Source organism: Acinetobacter sp. YH12126, from assembly GCF_013418745.1.
Lineage (GTDB): Bacteria > Pseudomonadota > Gammaproteobacteria > Pseudomonadales > Moraxellaceae > Acinetobacter > Acinetobacter amyesii.
The window spans coordinates 1-24,673 of the sequence record NZ_VPBM01000023.1 but is presented as its reverse complement, the minus strand read 5'-3'; the positions used below and the strand labels follow the sequence as shown (position 1 = coordinate 24,673).

The window sequence follows — 24,673 nt, the reverse complement described above, 5'->3', positions numbered from 1 at the left end:
ATGCGTTTAAGCAGTTTAAAACTTTCCGGCTTCAAATCTTTTGCCGATAGCACAACTCTAAAATTTGAAGGCAACCGTAGTGCGGTTGTTGGACCGAACGGCTGTGGTAAATCCAATGTGATTGATGCCATTCGTTGGGTTATGGGGGAGTCCAGTGCCCGTCAATTGCGTGGTGGCACCATGCAAGATGTTATTTTTACCGGAACGGCCAAGCGTAAACCAGTCGGGATGGCGAGTGTTGAACTGCGTTTTGATAATACCTATGGCAAGCTAGGTGGCGCTTATAATGCCTATACTGAACTAGCAGTTCGTCGTCAGGTCAATCGTGATGGTAAATCCGAATATTTCCTCAACGGCACCAAATGCCGCCGTCGTGATATTACCGATATTTTCTTAGGTACCGGTTTAGGTCCACGTTCGTATGCGATTATTGAACAGGGCATGATCAACCGTTTGGTCGATGCCAAACCTGAAGAAATGCGTGTGTATATTGAAGAAGCCGCTGGGGTTTCTCGCTATCAAGCTCGTCGTCGTGAAACTTTACAGCATCTAGAACACACCACTCAAAACTTAGAACGTCTCGAAGACATTGCATCAGAACTGAAATCTCAGCTGAAAACCTTAAAACGCCAGTCTGAAACGGCGGTGCAATACAAAGAATTAGAAACCCAAATTCGTACTATTAAGATCGAAGTGCTGTCTTTCCAATGTGAGCAAAGTAAACGTTTACAGCAAGAATACACGCTTCAGATGAATGAGCTCGGGGAAACCTTCAAACTGGTTCGTTCTGAGCTGAATACTCTAGAGCATGACTTATCTTCCACCAGTGCTTTATTTCAACGGCTTATTCAACAGTCCACGCCATTACAAAGCGAATGGCAACAGGCGGAAAAGAAACTGTCTGAGTTGAAAATGACACTGGAGCAAAAGCAGGGTTTATTTGCACAAAATTCGGCAAGTTTGGTGGAGCTTGAGAAGCAAAAAGCTCAAACCAAAGAACGTTTACAGTTATTAGAGTTACAACTGGAAACGCTACAAGAACAGCAAGATGGATTTGTTGAACAATTACAGCGTCAAGAAAGCAGTAGTCAGGAACAGACCCAGCAGTTAGCCGATTTGAAAGCTCAGCATCAACAAGCGGTTCAACAATTTGAACAATGCCGTGGGCAAGTCGAAAAGCAGCAACAGCAAAAGCTACAGATGTTGGCGCAGAGTGAACAATTGACCAAAAATATTGGTCGAATTGAGCAACAGCGCGAGACCCTACAACAGCAACGAGGTCAAATTCAGCATCAGGCGCAGCAAGATGAGTTGGAGCAGTATCAGCAAGATAAGCAACAACTCGAACAGCAAATTGTGCAACAAGAGCTGGTGATTGCCGAAACGCAAACACTGCTTGCAGCTGCACAAGAACAGCAGGCACAGCACAAAAATACGGTGTTGCAGCTAAAGTCAGAAATACAGGTGCTGTTGTCAGAGCAGAAAAACCTAAATCAATTAATGATTAAAGCTAGTCCAAAGCAGCAAAGCCAGCGTCAACATTTAATGCAGCAGTTGCAGTTGAGCACACAAGGTAAACAGCATGCACAACTGGTCGAGAAATTTTTGTCTAAATGGCTGAGTGCCCAAGTCTTGGGACACAGTGATAATTTTCAAGACAGTGTTGCACGTCAGGTCAAAGGCAGTCACCACACCGCAGCACAAATCGTTGGATTAGATGCTTTGGCGACGTGGATTGAAGCACCACAGCTTTCAATCTGGCAGCAAGTCGCAATTGCCGAAACATTGCCGATGGCATTGAGCCATCAGGCTAAACTGGCTGCTGGTCAGTCGATACTCACGCTCGATGGTTATCATGTCGGTGCAGATTGGGTGATTGGTCTAGATTATGATGAGGACAGCCAAGCAGGGCAAGGTGCATTGAGCCACCGTATTCGCTTAGATGAATTGACTGAATTACTTGCAGAGCAGCAGCCAAAGCTAACGCAACTAGAAGGCCAATTGCCTGAGTTGCAAAATGCCGTACAAGCTTTACAGCAAAATCTGCAACAGCAACATAGCCAATTAAAAAATTGGCAAAAAGACATTCAAAATGCTGATGTTGCCATTGCGAAGGTACAAAGTTCCAATCAGGCTTTTGCATTACAAAAGCAGCAGTTAGAAGATCAATTACAGCAACTTGAAGCACAGCTTGAAGAAGATGCCATGCAAAAAGACGATTTGGAAATTGATTTGCATGCGCTGACGATGAAGCTTGAGCAAGCTTTGCCCAATTATAAAACCTTGCAATTCCAAGTTGAAGAGTTGAGTCTAGCACTGGAAAGTGCTCAGCAAGTGGCATTACACAGTCAGCAAGAATTGGAAATTGTGCGTCGTCAGTCTGTACAGACGAAACAACAGATTGAATTATTAGAAAAAGATACGGTCTTTTTGAAAGCGCAAACTCAGCAAATTATTGGACAGATGGAGCAGGCAAAGAAATTTGTCGATCCGGTACAGTTAGAATTACCTGCGCTTGAGTCACAGTATTCTGAACAGGCTCAAGTCACTGAACGTTTACAAAAAACCTGGAATGACTGGCAGCTTGAACTCAATAATGTTCAGAGCAAACAACATACATTGACGGAACAACGCCATTCACATCAACAGCAAGATGAAAAATTGCGTACGCAATTGGAAGAAAAGCGTCTGGCTTGGCAATCCGCGCAGTCTGATTTACAGCATTATTCTGAACAGCTGAAAGAAATGAACAGCGAAATGCTGACAGGTTTAAGCATTGATGTGGTATCCCATCAGCAAAAACTAGAAAAAGCACAGCAGCAGTTTGATAAATTGGGTGCAGTCAACTTGGCTGCGGCAGAAGAATATACTGAAGTTTCTAAACGCTTTGATGATTTAAGCCACCAAATTGATGACTTGCAAAAGACCGTTGAACAACTGCAAGCTGCGATGAAAAGCATTGATCAGGAAACGCGAAAACTGTTTATGACCACTTTTGATAAGGTCAATACAGAACTTCAAGCGTTATTTCCGAAAGTATTTAATGGTGGTGAAGCAAGCTTAAGCCTTGAAGATGGTTGGCAATCGGGTGTAAAACTTATGGCACGACCACCGGGTAAACGAAATAGCTCTTTGGCATTATTGTCAGGTGGTGAAAAGGCACTGACCGCATTGGCTTTGGTTTTTGCGATTTTCCGCCTAAATCCTGCACCATTTTGCGTTTTAGACGAAGTCGATGCACCTTTAGACGATGCAAATGTAGGAAGATTTTGTAATCTTGTAAAAGAGCTTTCAGAACAAGTGCAATTTATCTACATTACACACAATAAACTGGCTATGACAATGGCAACTGACTTACTTGGTGTGACCATGCCAGAACCAGGAACTTCAAAATTAGTGACTGTGAATATAGAGCAAGCCAAAGAATACGGTTTAGCTGCGGAGGCATAACATGGAAATCACCACTATAGTTGGGATTGTAATCGCTGTAATTATCATGGTTGTGGGCATTCGAATGATGTTTCGTAAACCTGCAGATGCAGCGCCATCACTTGACACCGAATTACATATTGATCCTGATAGTCAGCAACCTGTTATTCCGCGCCATGTACGCAATCAGTTAAATACACCTGAAATCACGCAACGTGTAGAGCCGACTTTGGCTGAGGAAAAAGTCACAGCGGTTGAAACGACTGAAACTGTTCAAGCGAGTGTGACTCCAAAAGTAACGGCAACGGAACAAGCAGAGCAGAGCGTTGAGGCTACGGCAAAGACTGAGACGACAACGACGGATCCCGTTTCAGTTGAAAACGCTCAAACTGCAACAGAAGACAGTACATTGTCTACAGAAGCAACTGAATCTACAACGGTTGCATCTGTAGCCGCCGATGCCAATGACGCAGCGACTGCTGTGACACACGTTCAGGCTGACGCTGTTCCTGCTGAAAAAGCGCCAGAGTTTAGTGTAAATAGCGCAATTGAAAAAGCTGAAATTAGCGATTTTGATGAAGAAAGCAGTATTTTGGATGCTCATTTACATGAACAAAAAATTGTTGATGAAGAAAGTGCTTTAGCAACTGCGGAAACTTATATCGCCTTAAATGTTTTCCCAGATAGCCGTGCATTGTCAGGTGAAAAAGCATTAAAAGTGTTGCTGAAGTACGGTCTGCGTTTTGGCGAAATGGCTTGTTTCCATCGCTATGATGAAGAAGGTACAAAGTTATTATTCTCTGTATTGCAAATGAATAATGATGGCGCTGCGCAAGGTTTTGATCTTGAAACTTTATCGACTGAAGAAGTAAAAGGTTTGGCTTTCTTCTTAGCGCTGCCACACAGCGATGTACAAAATGCCTTTGATACAATGGATAGCATTTCACGTCTAATTGCCCGTGAAATTGACGGTACTGTGTATGATCAAAATAACCAAGAATTTACACCGCAGATGCGTGAACATTGGCGTCATCAAGCGATTGATTATCGTCAAGGTCAAGCTATCGAAGTCTAAGCGTCTTTGATTGAAACTCACCGAGTGGGTTTCTATAATAGCAACAGATAATGAAATTTGAGGGCGGAGCATGAACCGCCCTTTTTTATGGTGAATGTATGACACAACAATCCACTGTCGTTGCACAGATGCGACAACTGATTCAACTCTTGGCGAAGCATAACCATGCCTACTATGTCATGGACACGCCAGAAATTGAGGACAGTGAATATGATCAACTTTTTCACCAATTAAAAGCTTTAGAAGAGCAATACCCTGATTTAGTACAACCTGATACACCAACTACAAAAGTGGGTGGAAAGGCCTTGTCTAAGTTTGAATCTGTAACCCATGCTGTACCCATGTTGTCATTAGGTAATGTGTTTAATGCAGAAGATTTATTTGCCTTTGCACGCCGCGTAGAAGAGCGCTTGCCGAATCAAAAAATTGAATATGATGTCGAATTAAAATTTGATGGACTGGCCATTTCTCTCTGGTATGAAAATGGCATTTTAGTCCGTGGTGTGACACGGGGTGATGGTGAAACTGGGGAAGACATTACCCAAAATGTAAAAACCATTCGTAATTTGCCTAAAGTACTGACCTCTACACAGACTGAAATTCCAAGTCTGCTTGAAGTCCGTGGTGAAGTTCTGATGCCAAAATCAGGCTTTGAAAAGCTTAATGCTGAAAATGAAGCTAAAGGTGAAAAAACCTTTGCCAATCCACGAAATGCAGCAGCAGGAAGCTTACGTCAACTCGACCCTGCAATTGCAGCTTCGCGTCCCTTGGCTTTTTATGCTTATGGCATTGCACAGTGCGAACCACATCATGGTCAAACCACCATGTCTGCAAGTCTTGAGTGGCTGACACAGTTTGGTTTTGCTGTCGGTGAACGTCACTTTATATGTGACAGCATTCATGACGTACAAGCTGCGTATGAGCAAATGATCATTGATCGTCCAAGCCTGAGCGTTGAAATTGATGGCATGGTGATTAAGGTAAATAGCCTGAAGCAGCAGCAAACATTGGGTTTTTTAAGTCGTGAACCACGCTGGGCAACGGCATATAAATTCCCTGCAGTCGCAGCGCTGACGACAGTTGAAAATATTGATTGGCAAGTGGGGCGTACAGGGACTTTAACCCCAGTCGCGCGTTTAAACCCTGTGGCAGTCGGTGGCGTAACGGTTTCCAATGTCACTCTACATAATATTGGTGAAATTCACCGTTTAGATGTCCGTGTGGGTGATACAGTCAGTGTCTACCGTAGTGGCGATGTGATTCCAAAAGTGGAAAAAGTATGGCCTGAATTCCGTCCTGTAGATACGGTAGAAGTTCAGTTACCTGCATGTTGTCCAGTCTGCTCTTCACCTGTGGTGATGCCAGAAGGTGAAGCCTTGGCTCGTTGTTCAGGTGGTTTGTACTGTGCTGCACAGCGTATTGAGGCGATTCGTCACTTTGTATCGCGTAAAGCTATGGACATTGAGGGCTTGGGTGACCGTTGGGCAGAATCACTTTTACATCTAGATCTACTCAAAGATGTTGCGGATATCTATAGCTTGCATGAGCACCGTGAAAAATTACTGACCATTGAAAAAATGGGTGAGAAGTCAGTTCAAAACCTCATTGACTCCATTGAAAACAGTAAGAAAACGACACTAAGTGCATTTATTTATGCACTCGGCATTCGAGGCGTGGGTGAAACCACGGCACGCATGCTCGCGAATACTTTCCAAACCTTTGATGCGATTCGTCATGCAGATCTAGAATCCTTGAAAAAAACGCCAGACGTTGGTGATATTACCGCTGAATGGATTGTCGATTTTTTCCAAGCGCCGCATAACCTCGAAGTGGTTGATCGTTTGTTGGCAGCTGGGATTCATTGGGATGCACCTGTTGCACCAAGTCGTCAGCCGCTGAATGGCGAGAGTTGGGTGATTACTGGGACATTGAGTACCATGGGGCGTGATGAAGCGACGCAAATGCTTCAAGCCTTAGGCGCACGTGTCAGTGGTAGTGTTTCGGGTAAAACCAAATGTGTAGTTGCAGGTGAAAAGGCAGGTTCTAAATTAGAAAAGGCTGAAAAGTTGGGTGTACCTGTGATGAGTGAAGAGGAGTTTGTTTCCTTTGTACAACAGCAAAATGCTTCTTAAGTATTGAAAAATTTAACCTGAAAACGTAGTTACTTTTTGAACAAACGCCTGATGCATTGCATTGGGCGTTTTTATTTTCGGTGCTTAACATGATTGAGTGAGCGTATCAGTTGTTGGTGATAGATCAGACAGTATTCCTCAACATTACTCACGAAATATTTTGCTAAAGCGTGAATGTATTGAGATACAATTTTAGCTATAAAAAAGCAGCCCTTAGGCTGCTTATTTTTATTTAGTGATCACATTATTCTTGATCAACTTTCATTGGTTTTACATCCATTTCTTGATATTGAACCAACTTGGTTTTGTGTTTCCACTTATAACCGAACCAAATGGCAAGGAATAAGAAAATACCAATATAGGTAGAAACAACGGCCAACCATTCACCATCTAAAACGGCTTGATAGTTCTGACCAAGGACTACGATGGCACACAAAACAAAGGCAAACCACGGTGCAAATGGGAAGAATTTTGCACGGTAAGCAAGATCTTCTAATTTATTGCCTTGAGCCAAGTAGCCTTTACGGAAGCGATAATGTGAAACTGCAATACCGAGCCACACAATAAAGCCACACATACCTGACATGTTCAGTAACCAGTTAAATACCGCTTGTTCACCGATAAAAGTGGTTAAGAAGCACAGTGCCGCAATCGCCGTTGTTGCATAAAGCGCATTCATCGGTACGCCACGTGCATCTAAGCGACCAAAGACTTTCGGCGCACTGCCTTTACGTGCCATATCAAAGAGCATACGAGTAGAGGAGTACATACCAGAGTTACCCGCTGATAAAATCGCAGTCAAGATCACCGCATTCATCACCGATGCAGCAAAAGCAAAACCTGCTTTTTCATACAGTAAGGTAAATGGTGAAAGTGCAATATTTTCAGTAGATGCTGCTTGTAATAAACGTGGGTCATCATAGGCAATGAGAGTGCCGATAATGAAAATACACACGATATAAAACAACAAGATACGCCAGAAAATTTGCTTGATGGCAATAGGAATGGTCTTTTCAGGATCTTTCGATTCACCTGCAGCCACACCAACCATTTCAGTCCCTTGGAAAGAGAAACCGGCAATCATGGCTACACCAATCAAGGCAGATAAACCACCAACAAATGGGGCTTCACCCTTGGTCCAGTTGGCAAATGTTTCTACGCCCGGTGTCAGCATGATTTTGCCAATCATAAACAGGCCGATAATGATAAAGGCAACAATTGCGAGCACTTTAACAAGCGAGAAGAAGAATTCGGATTCACCGAAGCCTTTTACGGTCAGTGCATTAATAGCAAAGACGATTGCGAGGAAAATCGCACTCCAGTAAAAGCCCGGAATATCTGGAAACCAGAATTTCATAATGAATTGGACAGCAACCAATTCAAATGCCACGGTAATTGCCCAGTTATACCAATAGTTCCAACCCAAAGCGAAGCCGAAACCACCCTCGACATACTTTGTGCCGTAGGTAAAGAATGCACCCGAAGTTGGATTATGTGTTGCAAGCTCACCTAAGCTGGTCATCAAGAAGTAAATCATGATACCAATTAAGCAGTATGCAAGCAGGGCGCCACCCGGGCCTGCATTGGCAATGGTTGCTCCAGAGGCAAGAAATAAACCTGTACCAATTGAACCACCAATTGCAATCATGTTGAGATGGCGAGCACCCAACTTACGTTGAAGTTGAGCTGGTTTTTGAATTTCGCTCATCATTGTTCCTTAAGATTTTTTTGCGTGCTCGCAAACAAGACTTTAAACCCTTGTTGGTCGGCTTTGATTGTACATTGACCATAATGTTGCTCAATTAAAGTCGGATAATTGAGGAATCGATTGGCTACAATCCAAAGTTCGCCCCCAGACTTTAAATGTCTGCGCGAAGTTTTGCATAGATTTTCACTGGCATTGTAGTCGGTTTGAATCCCTTGATGGAAGGGTGGATTGCTGACTACGGCATGTAAAAATAGTGGTGCATCCTCGATTCCTGTGACCGCTTTAATCTCAAGTTGTTCAGGTTCAAGCAAATTTTGTTCAAATGTCATTTGTGTAGAAGCCAGTGCAAAAGCATCTACATCCATGGCAAAGATACGATTTTTAGGATTCAGTTTGGCTAAATAAGCACTGATGACACCCGCACCACAGCCGAAATCAGCAATTTTGCCCGAAGTGACTTGTGATAAATAAGGCAATAAGGTAGCCGTACCCACATCTAAACGGTTCTGGCTAAATACGCCCGGCAGTGCGCAAATCGTAAGCTCACCATTTGGAGTCTCAACTGGATATTTTTGCACCCAATCTTGTAGTGGCTTGAGTGTTACAGTTTTTTCTAAGAGGGTTTGCCACATTTGACAGTGACGCGCACTATCAATTTTTAGGGTTTTACCAAAGGGTTGTAATTGTTTTGCTGCGCGTTCAACACCGCCTTTTTTCTCACCCACGAGGAAAATAGACGCACCTTGAGCAAGGTGACTTGCCACATTGTGTAATAAATAATTCAGCAGTTCTTTTGATTTAGGAACAAAAATAACCGCTTGATCAAACTGACCTTCAGGAAAATCGACACCAAAATGGACGTTTGACTGTTGATTTTGAAAGTACTGAAAATCATTAAAATTCCAGCACCAAATCGATGGCTTAATATTGTCATTCAATTGACTGAGTAAGTCATCTGTCGGTGCATTTACGAAAAGCACGCGATCTTGTAATAAATCGATCTGTCGTATAACGACTTCACTTGTGAGATCCATAGATTTCTCCATCATAAAAAACACTGCCTAGGGCGGAACCTAGGCAGTGTTCTTTGACAAATGAACTTACTTCTTCACTTCAGGAAGAACAATATTCAAAATAAGGGCAGCGATACCACCAGTGGCAACGCCTGAACTGAAGATATTACGGAACAATTCAGGAAGATGTTCAAGGATTTGTGGTACTTGTGCAACACCTAGACCCAATGCCAATGAAATCGCAATGATTAATAGTGCGCGGCGGTCTAAATGAATGCCTGACAAGATATTAATACCCGAGGCAGCCACGGCACCAAACATCACCATCACAGCACCACCAAGCACGGCTTGTGGAACTGCCTGAATGACACCTGCTACAGCAGGAAGTAAGCCTAAAATAACCAATAGGGCAGCAATCCAAATGCCTACATAGCGGCTTGCAACACCTGTTAACTGAATGACACCGTTGTTTTGCGCGAAAACAGAACTTGGGAACGTGTTAAAGATACCGGCAAGGAATGAGTTTGCACCATTCACCAATACACCACCTTTAATACGCTTCATCCATTCAGGGCCATCTACAGCTTGATTTGAAAGCTTAGAAGTCGCGGTAATATCGCCAATCGCTTCCAAAGATGTCACAAGGTAGATAAATGCCATTGGAATAAACAAGCTCCAAGAGAAGCTTAAGCCAAAGTGCATCGGTGTTGGAATTTGAACCAGTGGCGCATCTTTTAAGCCATCAAAGTTTAAATGACCCATAAAGCCTGCAAGGATGTAACCCACGACTAAGGCAATTAGGATGGCAGAACTTTTTACCCATGTAATACGCACACGGTTCAATAAAATGATCAGTGCCAAAACGGTACATGACATGATGAGGTTGTCTGCATTGGCAAATGTTTTATCGCCCATAGCTTGATAACCACCACCCATGCTGATCAGGCCTTCTTTAATTAAAGTCAGACCAATCAATAGCACCACAATACCTGTTACCAATGGGGTAATCAGTTTTTTCACCCACGGTAAGATCCGTGACACACCCATTTCAATGAATGAACCCGCGATCACCACACCAAAGATAGATGCCATGACTGCTTCTACAGGTGTGCCTGCCGCAACCATCGCAGAACCAATACCGATAATAGGACCAATAAAGTTAAAGCTGGTTCCTTGTACAATCAGGAGACCTGCACCAAATGGGCCGACTTTTTTACATTGTAAAAAAGTTGCGATACCAGAGATCACCAATGACATCGAAAGAATCATATTGGTGTCTTCTTTTGATACACCAAGTGCTAAACAGATCAGCAGACCCGGCGTCACAATCGGGACAATAATGGCCAATAAATGTTGGAACGCAGCGAGAAAAGCAATAAAAGGTTTTGGTCGATCATTCAATCCATAGACTAAATCGAGTTGATCTTTTGCTTCGGGAGATTGGTTTAAATCAGACATGCGGCACTGAAAATTAAGGCTAGGTGGCGCTATTCTAATCTGTTTACACAGCTTTACAAAACCAAAAGCGTACCAGTCGTCAAAAAAAATGCGATTGTCAATAAACTGTCACTACTAAAATCTATATTTTTTCTGTATAATTTGCCCTCAAACTTTAGGCGTATCGAATTCACATGTCAGATATTAAAACTCTCCGTAACATTGCCATCATCGCGCACGTCGACCATGGTAAAACTACTCTTGTAGACAAACTTTTACAGCAATCAGGTGCTCTTGGCGATCGCGCAGGCGAGATCGAACGTGTAATGGATTCTGGCGCTATTGAAAGTGAACGTGGTATTACCATTCTTGCAAAAAACACTGCAATCAAATGGTTAGACAAGCGTACTAACACTGAATACCGTATCAATATCGTGGATACCCCGGGACACGCCGACTTCGGTGGTGAAGTAGAACGTGTAATGTCAATGGTTGACTGCGTACTTCTTCTTGTTGATTCTCAAGAAGGCCCAATGCCACAAACTCGTTTCGTAACGCAAAAAGCGTTCGCACGTGGTTTGAAACCAATCGTAATTATTAACAAAGTCGACAAGCCAAACGCTCGTCCAGACTGGGTAATTGACCAAGTATTCGATTTGTTCGACAACCTTGGTGGTTCTGACGAACAGTTAGACTTCCCAGTTGTATATGCTTCAGGTCTTCGTGGTGTGGCTGGTCCATCTCCAGAAGAACTTGCTGAAGACATGACTCCATTGTTCGAAACAATTGTAGACATCGTTGAACCACCAGCGGTTGACGTTGACGGTCCATTCCAAATGCAAGTGTCTTCACTTGACTATAACAGCTTCGTAGGTGTTATCGGTGTTGGTCGTATTCAACGTGGTTCAGTGAAATTAAACACTCCTGTAACTGTAATCGACAAAGACGGTAAAACACGTAACGGTCGTATCTTAAAAATCATGGGTTACCATGGTTTAGAGCGTATCGATGTTGAATCAGCTTCTGCTGGTGACATCGTTTGTGTAACGGGTATTGATGAACTTCATATCTCTGACACAATCTGTGATCCAAAAGCAGTTGAAGCTTTACCTGCACTTTCTGTAGACGAACCTACAGTATCGATGACTTTCCAAGTAAACAACTCACCGTTTGCTGGTAAAGAAGGTAAATTCGTAACTTCACGTAATATCCGTGAACGTCTAGATCGCGAATTGATTCACAACGTAGCATTACGTGTTGAAGATACTGACAGTCCTGACCGTTTCAAAGTATCTGGTCGTGGTGAGCTTCACCTTTCAGTTCTGATTGAAAACATGCGTCGTGAAGGCTTCGAAATGGGCGTATCACGTCCACAAGTAATCATCAAAGAAATTGATGGTGAAAAACAAGAGCCATACGAAAACGTAACGTTTGACGTTGAAGAGCAGCACCAAGGCGCTGTAATGGAACAAATGGGTCACCGTAAAGGTGAAATGACCAATATGGAAGTTGACGGTAAAGGCCGTATCCGTATTGAAGCAACAGTTCCTTCACGTGGTTTGATTGGTTTCCGTTCTGAATTCTTAACTATGACTTCAGGTACAGGTATCATGACTTCAAGCTTCTCGCACTACGGTCCTATGAAACAAGGTACTGTGGCGAAACGTCAAAACGGTGTGTTGATTTCTATGGTTCAAGGTACTTGCTTGGGCTATGCACTATTCAGCTTACAAGACCGTGGCCGTCTATTCGCTAAACCTCAGTTAGAAGTTTATGAAGGTATGATCGTTGGTATTAACTCGCGTTCAGACGACATGACTGTTAACCCAACTAAAGCGAAACAGTTAACTAACGTACGTGCTTCTGGTACTGATGATGCGTTGACTCTCGTTCCGCACATTGAATTTACGCTTGAACAAGCGCTTGAATTTATTGAAGACGACGAATTAGTTGAAGTAACGCCTAAGTCAATCCGTATCCGTAAACGCTGGTTGACTGAAAACGAACGTAAACGTAACCGTAACGGTTAATTTTACAGTTTCAAAAAAACCGCTGACTTAGGTTAGCGGTTTTTTTATGCATGGGTGTTTTGAATAAAAATGCAAAAGTTGAATGACTTTATTCATTTAATTCGACATGCATAATTTTGATAAATCCTTTTTAATAGAATGTATTACCAAAATCAAAAATGTTTTGTGTGAATTTTTATACATGGTATTTAGAATCTAATATAAACCAAGTAAATTAGGTGGAAATAGTTATATAGATATAATGTATACTTCGTCACAAAATTAAAGCTGAAAAAAATTTCTGGAGATCACATGAGTATTATTCAAGAATTTAGAGAATTTGCCGTAAAAGGCAACGTGATGGACTTGGCTGTAGGTGTCATCATTGGTGGTGCTTTCGGTAAAATCATCGATTCAATGGTAAAAGACATTATCATGCCTTTTATTTCTTGGATCCTTGGTGGTGACGTTGATTATTCAAATTGGTTCTTAGTATTGGGCGATAACCCAAACAATTTAACCACGCTAAAAGCAGCACAGGATGCAGGCCTTAATGTTTTGGCTTACGGTAACTTCCTAACCATCTTAATCAACTTCTTGCTTTTGGCATGGGTCGTATTCTGGTTAGTGAAATTGATGAACAAATTGCGCCGTCAAAAAGTTGAAGAGCCAGCTCCAGAGGCGACTCCAGAAGATATCGAATTACTTCGTGAAATTCGTGATGAATTAAAACGTAAAGGTTAATCCTTTAGCAGTGAAAACGGCGCTTAAAGCGCCGTTTTTTATTGTGAATTTTGTTGAGGCGTCATTTTCATAAACTTAGGTTCTGATGTCGAAAAAACAATGCCATTTCGAATGCCTGTAAATACTTCATTTGCTTCTTCAGGTGATTCGGGTGCGCAGGCTTGTTGACCTAATATAAATAAGACTAAAGGGTGATTTTTGGATAATTTGCTAATTTGCTGTATCGCATCATACCATTTTGATTCATCGTTACGATTCCCATCTAAATCTAGTGCCAACTGGACTTCACCATGAGGGTTCATATCTTGATCATCATATAATGCTTGGATAAGTGCATGCTTTCGTTCACCTCGAATGATTGTAAAATCTGTTGTATCGACAGTGCCAAGACGAAAATAGTTGTAATAGCCCAATGGAATGTCCTTTATTTATTATTAAGTAGAATTGATTTAGTGCAATGTTATCTGGTTGCTATGATTTATATTATATGATTGAAAACCGCCAGCCAATGTTCTGAACGATTGAAAAAAATACTGGGATTATGTGCTTTAAGATGAAAAGCACATATTCGCGATATACTCGTTATAGCATGTTCAATGTGGGTGCTATGTTACATCCGAAACTTAATTTCTAATAAATGCCAGCCAAATTGGCTTTTGATCGGACCATGCAGTTCACGTTCGGGTAGGGTAAATACCGCCTTATCAATTGGACCAACCAGTTGGCCTTTTTTAATGTCGCCAAGCTCACCGCCTTTTTTACCCGAAGGGCATGTCGAATGCTGCTTTGCAATTTTGGCAAAGTCCGCACCGCCTTTGATTTTCTTTTTCAGTTGCTCACATAGTTCTTTATCTTTGACTAATATGTGGCGAACAATCGCAGACTTCATGCTTTATTTCCTTTCACGGTTTTCTTAGTCAGCATTTTAACCTTTTTTAAAGGCTGACACTCTGGGCAAAACACCGATGCACGTTGCCCTAGTTTGATATTGTGCAAGATGGTTTCACAGTTGATGCACATTTCACCGGCACGTCCGTAGGCGAGCAGAGTTTGTTGGAAATAACCATTTTCGCCCATCGCATTGGTGTAATCACGTAACGTCGAACCGCCTAAATCAATTGCCTGTTTTAAAATACGTTTGATTTCGATGACCATTTTTTCAACTTGTTCAAAACTCAAACTTGATGCAGGCTGCGCAGGGTGTATGCCTAAGTTAAATAAGCTTTCCGTTGCATAGATATTGCCGACACCAACCACAATATGATTGTCCATGATCGATACTTTGATACTGGTCTGCTTATTTTTAAATTTTTGGAATAAGTATTCAGCATTAAAGTCATCACTCAGCGGTTCAGGGCCAAGCGTGTCAATCAGTTTGCTTTGAGACGATGCATCTAACCATAAAATACAGCCAAAACGTCGTGGATCGTGATAGCGCAATTGCATATCTTCAAAATGAATCACCAGATGATCATGCTTTCGTAATGCTTCATCACCTTCACAAATCCGAAAACTGCCAGACATGCCCAAATGCCACAACATGCTGTCCTGTTCAAATTCAGCCAAAATATATTTTGATCGACGGCTGAGCTGAAGCAGCTTTTGTCCGACGAGTTTTTGAATGTCGTCAGGAATTGGCCAACGCAGACTCGACTGAAAAACCTCAACTTTGAGAACCTTTTCATTCAATAATGGCAATAAACTGGTTTTAGTGGTTTCTACTTCTGGTAATTCAGGCATAAAGGTCGAAGCAATGGATCATTCAAGTTATGCATACTATTGGGTCTAGCCCTACAGAATGCAAGTTTCATCGCGGCCTAAGGGAGTGTATGAATAGGTTATTGATTATTAATTGTGAGAATAATAAACCAACAAGTCACAATAATGAGTTTGAAAAAGCGATCAGAAGTTAAACAATTGAATTAATAGATATATAAGATATTGAAAAATAATCACTAAAAATATTACATAACAATAGATTTATTTAAAGTCACTTATTGATAAATTAAAGTTTTGTGAATGATAAAAATAATGCTGAGATAGAACGTGAAAAATTATGTAATTTTTGTGACATTAGATTTCAAGCCATGTGGCTTGTCTAGAGACTCTCTCCAGATTTAGGTTTTACCATGAAAAAATACAGTCTAGCTCTTCTACCTGCATTTGTTGCAGCAGCCATGACACATGTTCACGCCACAGAAGCATTCGACACTAAAGGTCAGTACATGCTCGGGGATTGGGATGGTAAACGTACCGAACTTGCACAACAAGGTGTGAAGTTTGAGGCCAATATTGCTGTTGATGCTGCCTATCTTGCCGATGGCGGTCGTAATCCGGGACATTCAGCAACGGTAGCCAGCCAATTGTGGTTAGGTACACAGCTTGATATGGAAAAACTCGCAGGTTGGGATGGCGTGACTGTGCGTGCTGTAATGACTGCTCGTCAAGGTCAAAGTACCTCAGTTCGTGATTTGCAAGGGGATGTTCCTCAATTGGCAAATGCACAAGCCAATTTTGGCCGTGGTAACCAAGACAGCCGCTTAACCGAGCTTTCGATTGAAAAGAATTTCAAAGAACAAGGCATTAGTGTAAAAGCAGGTCGTTTAGGTCTAGGTATGGACTTTAACGTGATGGCATGTGACTTTGCCAGCACCGCATTTTGTGCAGCGCAAATGGGTAAATGGCAAGGTTCTATGTGGATGAATACTCCAGTTTCACAATGGGGTGGACGTGTGAAATACCAAGCAACGCCAGAACTTGCGGCACAAGTCGGTGTTTACGAATTTAACCCTGACAATGGTAATGCCAAAGCAGAAGGTCAAGGTTGGAGTCTAGATACAGATCATGCTGATGGCGTAACTATTCCCGTAGAATTGGTTTGGACACCAAAATCATTGGTCAATGGTTTACCGGGGAGCTACCGCTTTGGTGCGATGTACAACACCGCAGATAATGTAAAAAATCAAAAAGACATTATTTCGGGTGAAGCTGAAGATCGTACCTTTGGTGGTTGGGTCGCGATTGAGCAACAGTTAACGTCTACTGGTGAAGGCAAACGTGGCTTGCATAGCTTTGCTAATTTTACTTGGCATGATCGTGTCACCACAAAAGTTGATAACTCACAGCAGCTAGGTTTGAAATACATTGGATTGGCCGATCGTTTACCAAACGATATGGTTGGCTTGGGCGTGAACCGTGTGCATGTCAATGATCGACTTTCTGCTGAAAAATTTGATGCAAGCGCAGAATATAATGTCGAGTTGAACTATAGCCATAACCCTACGAAATGGTTGATGATTCGCCCAAGTTTACAATATGTGATTAACCCAGGCTCAACAAATCGGGTTGATGATGCTTTCCTAATTGGTTTAAGCTCTAAGGTAATATTCTAATGTCAAAATAGGTGCTCTATGCAAAGTAAATTTAACGTCACATCATTTAAGACACATTTACTTTGCCTGACGGCATGTATTAGCCAACAGTTGTATGCAGAAACAGGTTCTACGGAACCTGTTTTACTTCCTGAGATTACCATTGAAGCACCACGAACCAATACCACATGGTTAAAAACACCGGCATCGGTATACCGGGTACAGCAGGCTGAAAATAATAACAATACGGGTGTGAATCTGTCTGAAACCTTAAAAGGTGTGCCCGGACTACAACTGAATAACCGTGAAAACTATGCACAAGACTTGCAACTGTCTATGCGAGGCTTTGGCGCACGTTCAACATTTGGTGTGCGTGGTATCCGTTTATATGTTGATGGAATCCCTGCGACCATGCCGGATGGTCAGGGACAGACATCAAATATCGATATGAGTAGCTTAAATCATATCGAGGTATTGGGTGGGCCATTTTCCTCTTTATACGGTAATTCTTCGGGTGGGGCAATCTTAACAACAACCAAGCAAGGTACTGGAAAAGACTCTATCGAACTCGGCTATTCGGGCGGCAGTCATCATAAAAGTCGTGCTGATATTGTGCTGCAAGGTGGCTCAGAACGGGCCAATGAGCCTAGCTATGTTGTCAGTTCTTCTTATTTTGAAACTGATGGTTACCGTGATCATAGTGCTGCAAATAAGGTACTCAGCAATGCAAAACTGACTTGGGATCTGGATGATGGTTCCAAGGTCAATTGGATTGTGAATCATGTGGATATCAATGCCGATGATCCACAAGGGTTGACTCGCGCACAGTGGCAAAATAATCCGAAACAGCAAGTAGCATTTTTAAAGCAGTTTGATGTACGTAAAGAAATTAACCAAACTCAAACTGGCTTAACATGGAAAAAACCATTGAATGATCAGCATGAACTCAATGCAATGGTATATATGGGGCAACGTGATGTAACCCAGTATCAATCGATTCCTAAAGGTGAGTATTCAATAAATTTAGGCTTAGATGAAGATGGAAATCCAATATCATCAACAAGTCAAAGAAACCCTCGCCATGCAGGCGGTGTGATTGATTTTAGCCGTGACTATTATGGAACAGATATTCGCTGGACAGGCAAAGACCTCTTACCGAATACGCGTTTAACTGCAGGCCTTGCCTTTGATTATATGGATGAAGACCGTAAGGGCTATGAAAATTTTGATGCCAATGGAGATTATGGCAAGAAGGGGAATATTCGTCGAAATGAAAATAACACCTTGTGGAATTTAGACCCCTATGTACAAGCTTCGTGGAGTTTTTTACCCAATTGGACATTAGATACAGGGCTACGATATAGCAATGTACACTATGAGTCTAAAGATCATTATCAGCAGCAAGCAGTATATGCAGCAGATAAAGACAATGGTGACGACAGCGGTAAAACTGACTATGACAAAGTTCTACCATCAGCAGCATTAAGTTGGAATATTGCACCTCAACTGAATGCCTATGCCAGTTATGCCAAAGGTTTTGAAACACCGACCTTTACAGAAATGGCCTATTCCAAAGATGACGGCATGAATTTTGATTTAAAACCAGCCAGTAGCGATAACTACGAGCTTGGGCTTAAATCACAAAATGCATGGGGGAATTTCACTGCAGCGGTATTCCAAAGCAAAACTCAAGATGACATCGTCTCTGCAGGAAGTATCAATGGTCGTGCAACCTATAAAAATGCCGATAAAACTTTACGTGAAGGTGTTGAGCTTTCATGGAATAAACAGCTATGGCGAGATTTAAGCGCGCAAGCAAGCTACAGTTATATCGATGCCACTTTTGATGCCGCAATTCCTGACAGTGATGTCGTCAAAGGCACTTATATACCGGGTATTGCCAAAAACCAAGCGTTTGCCGCACTGAATTGGCAGCCAGATATTGGCTTTAATGCCGGCCTAGATGTGCGCTATATGGATAAAGTCTATGTCGATGATGCCAACAGTGATGCCGCGTCGAGCTATACCGTGATTTCTGCCAACGCAGGTTATGTGTGGAAACAAGCAGATTGGAAAGTTAAAACCTATGTACGTGCAGATAATTTGTTTGATGAAAACTATGTCGGTTCAGTGATCGTCAATGATGGAAATGGACGCTTCTTTGAACCCGCGGATGGGGTGAATTGGAGTGCAGGATTGAGTGTGACCAAAGCCTTCTAAAAGGAGAGTGATGTGGCGTTGTTATTTCAACCAATTCAGTTTGGAACATTGGGGCTGAGTAATCGAATCGTGATTGCACCCATGTGTCAATATTCTGCCAATGAGCAAGGGGAGTTAAGCTATTGGCATGAACAACAATGGGCGAATTATGCATTGTCAGGTGCCGGACTTTGTATCGTCGAGGCAACAGCTGTACAGGCAGAGGGGCGCATTAGCTATGCAGACCTCGGCCTTTGGAATGATATGCAACGCGCACAGATGAAGGCACTATTGGCTAAGGTGAAATCACTTTCACCTATGCCTTTTGCAATACAGCTGGCACATGCGGGGCGTAAGGCATCGACAGATAAACCGTGGGTAGGACGTGGACAATTACCCCCTGATCATCCTCAAGGATGGCAAACTGTTTCAGCAAGTGATTTGCCCTTTAATGCCACAGATCATGCACCCCATGCTTTAAGTCGAGATGAAATCCAGCAGATCATTCAAGACTTTGCCGATTCAGCAAAACGAGCGGTAGATGCAGGCTTTGACTTAATTGAGCTACATGCCGCACATGGTTATTTGCTGCATCAATTTATGTCACCATTGTCGAATCAGCGTAGCGATGAATATGGTGGCAGTCTGGAAAATCGCATTCGGCTGACGCTTGAAGTGTTCCAAGCCATGAAAAATGCCGTTCCTGAAGATTATCCAATTGGGGTACGTATTTCTGCAACTGACTGGATGGAATATGCTGAAGCACCGAGTTGGGATCTAGACTCGGCTGTTGGTTTGTCAAAAGCGCTTGCACAACTAGGCACAGCCTATATTCATGTTTCTAGTGGTGGCTTAGATGTGGCCCAAAAAATTCAATTACAAGCCAGTTATCAAGTGCCTTTTGCAGAAGCCATTAAGCAAGCGGTTCAGGTTCCCGTAATTGCTGTGGGTTTAATTACCGAAGCAATGCAAGCCGAAGGCATCTTACAATATGGCATGGCAAATGCGATTGGTCTTGCTCGTGCAATTCAATATGACCCGCGTTGGCCATGGCATGCCGCTGCTGAACTCGGTGAAAACCTAAAAATTTCTCCGCAGTACTTACGCTGTCAGCCGCATGCACAAAGAAGTCAATTTACGGCTTTCTAATTATCAAAATTTATAGTGGTCCGATCTACACTCTCAGGTTGAGGGTGTGGATGGAAGAGTCTATTACACAGGATATTTCGTATGGTCTTTGAGGTGATTGGTCCAATCTTTTTTCTTTTGGCCTTGGGATATCTGTCGGTAAAATGCAGTTTATTGAGTAAAGAACAGGTCGGAACCATTGGTGCATTTGTGATTAAGATTGCACTGCCGGCTTTGTTTTTTCAGTCATTAGCATCTAAAGATTTGCATCAAATTTGGTATCCCGGCTATTTCTTTGTTTATACCGGAGTCACATTTTTATTGTATGGCATGGCCTATTGGCTATTGTCGACACATTTTAAAAATAATATGTCGCAAACAGCGGTACTGTCACTAGGCGCTGGCATGTCTAATACAGGTTTAATTGGCACTGCAGTCCTAAGCTTATTGGTCGGTCAAAATGCGATGACCTATACCTCACTAATCGTCATTATTGAAAGTGTGCTACTGATTCCAACGGTGCTGGTCCTTGCGCAATTAGGAAGTTCACAGCAAAAAGCCAATATTGGCGACATCATCAAAAATACCTTAATGACCCTGTTAAAAAATCCATTGTTTGCAGGGGTAATGTTAGGGATTGGATTTGCAATTTTCCAAATCCGTTTGCCACCTCAAATCAATGATGTACTGGCGATGTTAGGTCAAACAGCTTCACCATTGGCGCTGTTTGCAATTGGTGGGGGAATTGTCGGTATGAGCTTAAAGTATGTGAATGCTCAGAGCTTCTATTTGGTGATTTCAAGCAACTTGGTTATGCCTTTACTGACTTATTTAGGCTTACGCTATTTGACCGATGTCAGCCAAGAGATGTTATATGCAGGGACGATTATTGCCGCATTACCGATGCCGACGATTTTTGCCATTCTTGGGCAAGTTTATGGCTTAAATGAAAAGACCTTAACGCCTTTGTTGATGAGTACCATCTTGGGCTTTGTCGTAACAGGTGTATTAATCAGTCTGTGGTGGGCGTGATTTTGATCAGCTCAAGATTTGCTTAAACCCATGAAAAAGCCCTGCATGTGCAGGGCTTTTTTTAATGCTTAATTAACTCTTTTTCGCATTGGCTTTAGGTGCTTTGGCTTGTTCAGCAATCATTTTATCCACGGTTGCCAAAGATTCTTTGGCTTGGGGAATATTTTCTTTGGCTAATGCGCTAAATATTTTTTTAGCTTCAGGCAAATTTTGCGGGATGATATTGCCATTTACAAACATATTGCCCACCGCCATCAATGCAGGGACATAGCCTTTTTTTGCTAATTCTTGAATGCTATTTAGACCTTGCTGAATAGGCTTTTCATTTTTAGCTTTAAAGCCTGCACTGATGTCATAAAGTGCTTTGGCATGAATCGCAGGGTAGTTGCCTTTTTTAATCAGCGGATCAAGTTTGCTGAGTGCCAATTTATCTGACTCAGGTTTATTTTCTGCAAAAAGTAAAATGGCATAGTCGATGGAGGCATCGTCAAACCCTGCCGAAGATGCGCGTTCTAAATATTGTTTGGCCTTGTTGGTGTCTTGTTTTAAGCCCAGTGTGCCCGTTGCATAATTTTTACCTAAAACATAGTTTGCAACAGGGTAGCCTTTGGCTGCAGCCTGTTCATAGAGTTGGATGGCTTTTTTCTCATCCTTCGCTACGCCTTGACCTGTTTGAGTAAGATAGCCCAAATTATAAATGGCCTGAGCATTACCTTTTGCTGCAAGCTTGCTTAGTGTTTGGTAGGCGCCATTCATATCTTTGGCCTTGACCATAGCTTCCACTTTAGCAAATTCAGGATCGACGGCATCTGTTTTGGTTTCAGCAAAAGCCAATTGAGTGCTCATTGCTAAAATGCTTGCGAGTAGGATTTTTTTCATCTTGAAACCTTTTGTAAATCATACACATAATTCCGTTTATGTGTTTTGGTGGTTATTTTTGTCGGTTTTTACATCATAGGTAGATTTACGTAAATGTAAAGTGAGGAATTGTGATTTAAAGCGTTTTTATAAAATAATGTTGATTGCCCTTAGCGCTTTAAATGCCATGACTTTATTGCATCAAAAGCCTTTGCAAAAAAGCAGGACTCTGATTTAATCGCGCATTGTTATTTTCTCAGAGGCAGCGCGATGTTTATTAAAGGCATTAAACGCAATTACGATAAAATTAATGCAGATGAATCGATTGCAGATGAAGATAAAATTGATGCGCTTTTGATGAAACTGGGCGCAGAGTTTTTAGTCAGTAAAGAGGATCGTGTTTATATTTTCAAAAAAGGCGATTTAGAAGCTAAATTTGATGCCAAACATGCGCGCGCCTATCATTTTAAAGAATATGTATGCAAAGACATGAATAAGTTGTTTCATGGATTTTGATTAAAATCATGATTTAAAAACGAAAACATGAGGGGGAATAAAGTTCCTCCTTATTTTTGTTTGTTGTGTACTGCACCAGCGTATGTGATTTAAAAAACCTTAATTTTCAAAAGTATAATATTTTCTAAAAATATAAATTGAATAAAATAGATACAAGGCATCTATGATGAATACAGATATACATGATTCATTGAGATGTATTTAAATATGATAAAAATAAGTGCCATCTTGATCCTTAGTTTCGTCTGTTCAATAACCAGTTGGGCTCAACAACCCAAGCTTGTTCCGCATCCAATCCATTTAAAAAATGGCAAGCAGTTTTCTTTAAATTTGCCTGCAAATTTCGAGATCATTCCTGCTGCTGAAGGTCTCAAACGGGTACGCTTTTTTGCGCAAGCGCCTGATCGCAGAATGTTTGTCACGGATATGTATGATCTAACAGATAATAAAAAAGGTGCTGTGTATATATTGGATGATTGGAATGCTGACACCGGTAAATTTGGCAAAATCATTCCTTATCTGACCGGTTTGAGAAATCCAAATTCAGTTCAGTTTTATACCGATGCTCAAGGACAGGATTGGCTCTATTTTGCGGAAACGCATCAACTGACACGGCAAAAATTTAGTAGAGGAGAAACTCAGCCTTCGAGTAAGGCTGAAGTTTTAGCGACATTTCCAGATTATGGTTTGAGTTATAAATACGGCGGTTGGCACCTGACACGGACGATTGCTATCGGTGGGAATGGAAAAGTTTATGTGTCGGTTGGTTCGAGTTGTAACGCCTGTGTAGAAAAAGAAAAAGTGCGAGCATCCGTCATCGAGATGAATCCTGATGGTTCAGAGCAACGGATTTATGCGACAGGTTTGCGTAATGCTGTTGGGCTAAAATCGATCGGCAGATTTCTATTTGCAACTAATCAAGGTTCTGATCATTTGGGAAGTAAAAAGCCAGATGAAACTTTTTATGCGTTAAAATGGGATGTCGATTATGGCTGGCCCGCATGTTATTCATGGCAGGGCAAAGTATTAGCGGATCCTAAATTTAAACGTGCATCTGGCTGTAAAAATGTTCCATCGCCCTATGCCTATTTCCCTTCGCATTCCTCAGCACTGGGTTTTGATTATTTTGATGACCCTCATACCGATTCCACCATTAAAAATGCTTTTTTAGTGGCTTTGCATGGCTCTACCGACGAGGCGATTGGTCATGGCTATCAAATTGCAATTATGCGTAAAGGACAAAAACTTGAAACCTTTATGGATGGTTTTTTAGTCGGTAAAACGGTGCATGGGCGACCTGCAGATATTTATAAAATCGATGAAAAATCTTTTTATTTTTCGGATGATCGGGCAGGGGTGATTTATTATGTGAGGGAAAAAATAAGTGATTAAAAAGCCAAAGTCTTTAGGCTTTGGCTGTGGGTTTGATGTTATAAAATATGATCATTAATGAGAGAGGATTCTAACTCTTCTATTTCTATGTTTGCTGTAGAGTTTCTTTTAAAATTTTTCTAAAACGTAAGAATATAATTAACTCAATAAAATTTAAACCAAAGCCCCAAGGCAAAGTTCCAGCTGTATTGAATTTTATTGACGTGTTGTAGCCTATATGTGCTTTTAGTAGATAGAAAAAAGAATCAGGAGTTGCTTCTATGTAAAAACCAAAAATAAGTGCAATATTTGGAATATATAAAAAATAAGGCGTACATATAAGGAAGATCAAACTAAAACTTATCCATTTTAGGGTTATTAAACCTTTAATGTTTTGTTTCCAGTAAAGATAACTGCCAGAAATTGTAATGATAAGTTGAAGAAGGAACAGTATATAAATAATATTGTTAATTGAGAACAGATTAAGAAAACCAATAAAATAAAATATCATTAAAACTGCTAATATTAAGCCTCTTTCATAAATCAAAAAACGAACAGTCTCTTGCTGATTATTTGTACCGAAGAATTTTAAATATTCATGCATAATCTGCGGATGAAATATATCGATTCAAAGAAGCTTTCTGAAACACA

Annotated in this window: 19 protein-coding genes; 11 read left to right on the top strand and 8 right to left on the bottom strand. The window is 41.6% G+C overall.

Going from position 1 to position 24,673, the window contains the following annotated elements:
• The 3 genes from smc to ligA all read left to right on the top strand — a co-directional run bounded on the left by smc (position 1) and on the right by ligA (position 6,636).
• A complete protein-coding gene (gene smc / locus FTU62_RS14975) occupies positions 1 to 3,450 on the top strand; it encodes a chromosome segregation protein SMC (protein WP_180103080.1) in 3,450 nt (1,149 codons plus the stop codon).
• A 1-nt stretch (position 3,451) separates the two neighbouring features.
• A complete protein-coding gene (locus tag FTU62_RS14970) occupies positions 3,452 to 4,504 on the top strand; it encodes a cell division protein ZipA C-terminal FtsZ-binding domain-containing protein (protein ID WP_180103079.1) in 1,053 nt (350 codons plus the stop codon).
• A gap of 98 nt (positions 4,505 to 4,602) precedes the next feature.
• Positions 4,603 to 6,636 (top strand): NAD-dependent DNA ligase LigA, encoded by a 2,034-nt coding sequence (gene ligA / locus FTU62_RS14965; protein WP_180103078.1) that lies wholly within the window; start codon positions 4,603 to 4,605, stop codon positions 6,634 to 6,636.
• Positions 6,637 to 6,880: 244 nt separating this feature from the next.
• On the opposite strand, the gene FTU62_RS14960 is transcribed toward ligA, so the two are convergent.
• The 3 genes from FTU62_RS14960 to FTU62_RS14950 all read right to left on the bottom strand — a co-directional run bounded on the left by FTU62_RS14960 (position 6,881) and on the right by FTU62_RS14950 (position 10,815).
• Positions 6,881 to 8,344, bottom strand: a complete 1,464-nt coding sequence (locus tag FTU62_RS14960) for an amino acid permease (protein WP_180103077.1) — start codon at positions 8,342 to 8,344, stop codon at positions 6,881 to 6,883.
• Positions 8,344 to 9,378, bottom strand: a complete 1,035-nt coding sequence (locus FTU62_RS14955; protein WP_180055569.1) for a methyltransferase — start codon at positions 9,376 to 9,378, stop codon at positions 8,344 to 8,346. Before FTU62_RS14955 ends, FTU62_RS14960 begins: the two co-directional genes overlap by 1 nt.
• 66 nt (positions 9,379 to 9,444) lie before the next feature.
• On the bottom strand, positions 9,445 to 10,815 hold the full coding sequence (locus tag FTU62_RS14950; protein WP_078191151.1) for a uracil-xanthine permease family protein: 1,371 nt from the start codon (positions 10,813 to 10,815) through the stop codon (positions 9,445 to 9,447).
• 173 nt (positions 10,816 to 10,988) lie between these two features.
• On the opposite strand from FTU62_RS14950, the gene typA reads away from it, so the two are divergent.
• Both typA and mscL read left to right on the top strand, forming a co-directional pair.
• Positions 10,989 to 12,824, top strand: a complete 1,836-nt coding sequence (typA, locus tag FTU62_RS14945) for a translational GTPase TypA (protein ID WP_111884800.1) — start codon at positions 10,989 to 10,991, stop codon at positions 12,822 to 12,824.
• A 291-nt stretch (positions 12,825 to 13,115) separates the two neighbouring features.
• A complete protein-coding gene (gene mscL / locus FTU62_RS14940) occupies positions 13,116 to 13,547 on the top strand; it encodes a large conductance mechanosensitive channel protein MscL (protein ID WP_078192339.1) in 432 nt (143 codons plus the stop codon).
• A 38-nt stretch (positions 13,548 to 13,585) separates the two neighbouring features.
• On the opposite strand, the gene FTU62_RS14935 is transcribed toward mscL, so the two are convergent.
• The 3 genes from FTU62_RS14935 to mutM all read right to left on the bottom strand — a co-directional run bounded on the left by FTU62_RS14935 (position 13,586) and on the right by mutM (position 15,287).
• The gene (locus tag FTU62_RS14935) at positions 13,586 to 13,960 is read right to left on the bottom strand and encodes a hypothetical protein (RefSeq protein ID WP_005007840.1); all 375 of its coding nucleotides are present in this window, start codon (positions 13,958 to 13,960) and stop codon (positions 13,586 to 13,588) included.
• Positions 13,961 to 14,157: 197 nt separating this feature from the next.
• Positions 14,158 to 14,436 (bottom strand): peptidylprolyl isomerase, encoded by a 279-nt coding sequence (locus FTU62_RS14930; RefSeq protein ID WP_078192338.1) that lies wholly within the window; start codon positions 14,434 to 14,436, stop codon positions 14,158 to 14,160.
• Positions 14,433 to 15,287, bottom strand: coding sequence for a bifunctional DNA-formamidopyrimidine glycosylase/DNA-(apurinic or apyrimidinic site) lyase (gene mutM, locus FTU62_RS14925; RefSeq protein WP_111884801.1), 855 nt, complete (start codon positions 15,285 to 15,287; stop codon positions 14,433 to 14,435). The genes FTU62_RS14930 and mutM overlap by 4 nt, the downstream gene beginning before the upstream one ends.
• A gap of 389 nt (positions 15,288 to 15,676) precedes the next feature.
• Between mutM and FTU62_RS14920 the strand changes: the two genes are divergently transcribed.
• From FTU62_RS14920 to FTU62_RS14905, 4 genes are all read left to right on the top strand, one after another.
• Positions 15,677 to 16,939, top strand: a complete 1,263-nt coding sequence (locus FTU62_RS14920; protein ID WP_180103076.1) for a carbohydrate porin — start codon at positions 15,677 to 15,679, stop codon at positions 16,937 to 16,939.
• Positions 16,940 to 16,957: 18 nt separating this feature from the next.
• Entirely contained in the window at positions 16,958 to 19,138 is a 2,181-nt protein-coding gene (locus tag FTU62_RS14915; protein WP_180103075.1) for a TonB-dependent receptor, read from the top strand.
• 12 nt (positions 19,139 to 19,150) lie between these two features.
• A complete protein-coding gene (locus FTU62_RS14910; RefSeq protein ID WP_180103074.1) occupies positions 19,151 to 20,266 on the top strand; it encodes an NADH:flavin oxidoreductase/NADH oxidase in 1,116 nt (371 codons plus the stop codon).
• Between the two features lie 81 nt (positions 20,267 to 20,347).
• Positions 20,348 to 21,277 (top strand): AEC family transporter, encoded by a 930-nt coding sequence (locus tag FTU62_RS14905; protein WP_180103073.1) that lies wholly within the window; start codon positions 20,348 to 20,350, stop codon positions 21,275 to 21,277.
• Between the two features lie 72 nt (positions 21,278 to 21,349).
• Here the strand turns inward: FTU62_RS14905 and FTU62_RS14900 are convergent, their stop codons facing one another.
• Positions 21,350 to 22,156 carry a tetratricopeptide repeat protein gene (locus tag FTU62_RS14900; RefSeq protein ID WP_111884806.1) on the bottom strand — a complete coding sequence of 269 codons (807 nt, stop codon included), beginning with the start codon at positions 22,154 to 22,156 and terminating at the stop codon, positions 21,350 to 21,352.
• Between the two features lie 249 nt (positions 22,157 to 22,405).
• Between FTU62_RS14900 and FTU62_RS14895 the strand changes: the two genes are divergently transcribed.
• Entirely contained in the window at positions 22,406 to 22,651 is a 246-nt protein-coding gene (locus FTU62_RS14895; RefSeq protein ID WP_078191141.1) for a hypothetical protein, read from the top strand.
• Between the two features lie 207 nt (positions 22,652 to 22,858).
• Entirely contained in the window at positions 22,859 to 24,043 is a 1,185-nt protein-coding gene (locus FTU62_RS14890) for a sorbosone dehydrogenase family protein (protein WP_180103072.1), read from the top strand.
• Positions 24,044 to 24,128: 85 nt separating this feature from the next.
• On the opposite strand, the gene FTU62_RS14885 is transcribed toward FTU62_RS14890, so the two are convergent.
• On the bottom strand, positions 24,129 to 24,626 hold the full coding sequence (locus FTU62_RS14885; protein ID WP_257223237.1) for a hypothetical protein: 498 nt from the start codon (positions 24,624 to 24,626) through the stop codon (positions 24,129 to 24,131).
• Between the last annotated feature and the right edge of the window lie 47 nt (positions 24,627 to 24,673).

What these genes read in the sequence shown, in the direction of transcription:
- smc (WP_180103080.1), top strand. Translation starts at nt 1, where the DNA reads ATGCGTTTAAGCAGTTTAAAACTTTCCGGCTTCAAATCTTTTGCCGAT.
- FTU62_RS14970 (WP_180103079.1), top strand. Translation starts at nt 3,452, where the DNA reads ATGGAAATCACCACTATAGTTGGGATTGTAATCGCTGTAATTATCATG.
- ligA (WP_180103078.1), top strand. Translation starts at nt 4,603, where the DNA reads ATGACACAACAATCCACTGTCGTTGCACAGATGCGACAACTGATTCAA.
- FTU62_RS14960 (WP_180103077.1), bottom strand. Translation starts at nt 8,344, where the DNA reads ATGAGCGAAATTCAAAAACCAGCTCAACTTCAACGTAAGTTGGGTGCT.
- FTU62_RS14955 (WP_180055569.1), bottom strand. Translation starts at nt 9,378, where the DNA reads ATGGATCTCACAAGTGAAGTCGTTATACGACAGATCGATTTATTACAA.
- FTU62_RS14950 (WP_078191151.1), bottom strand. Translation starts at nt 10,815, where the DNA reads ATGTCTGATTTAAACCAATCTCCCGAAGCAAAAGATCAACTCGATTTA.
- typA (WP_111884800.1), top strand. Translation starts at nt 10,989, where the DNA reads ATGTCAGATATTAAAACTCTCCGTAACATTGCCATCATCGCGCACGTC.
- mscL (WP_078192339.1), top strand. Translation starts at nt 13,116, where the DNA reads ATGAGTATTATTCAAGAATTTAGAGAATTTGCCGTAAAAGGCAACGTG.
- FTU62_RS14930 (WP_078192338.1), bottom strand. Translation starts at nt 14,436, where the DNA reads ATGAAGTCTGCGATTGTTCGCCACATATTAGTCAAAGATAAAGAACTA.
- mutM (WP_111884801.1), bottom strand. Translation starts at nt 15,287, where the DNA reads ATGCCTGAATTACCAGAAGTAGAAACCACTAAAACCAGTTTATTGCCA.
- FTU62_RS14920 (WP_180103076.1), top strand. Translation starts at nt 15,677, where the DNA reads ATGAAAAAATACAGTCTAGCTCTTCTACCTGCATTTGTTGCAGCAGCC.
- FTU62_RS14915 (WP_180103075.1), top strand. Translation starts at nt 16,958, where the DNA reads ATGCAAAGTAAATTTAACGTCACATCATTTAAGACACATTTACTTTGC.
- FTU62_RS14905 (WP_180103073.1), top strand. Translation starts at nt 20,348, where the DNA reads ATGGTCTTTGAGGTGATTGGTCCAATCTTTTTTCTTTTGGCCTTGGGA.
- FTU62_RS14900 (WP_111884806.1), bottom strand. Translation starts at nt 22,156, where the DNA reads ATGAAAAAAATCCTACTCGCAAGCATTTTAGCAATGAGCACTCAATTG.
- FTU62_RS14895 (WP_078191141.1), top strand. Translation starts at nt 22,406, where the DNA reads ATGTTTATTAAAGGCATTAAACGCAATTACGATAAAATTAATGCAGAT.
- FTU62_RS14890 (WP_180103072.1), top strand. Translation starts at nt 22,859, where the DNA reads ATGATAAAAATAAGTGCCATCTTGATCCTTAGTTTCGTCTGTTCAATA.
- FTU62_RS14885 (WP_257223237.1), bottom strand. Translation starts at nt 24,626, where the DNA reads ATGCATGAATATTTAAAATTCTTCGGTACAAATAATCAGCAAGAGACT.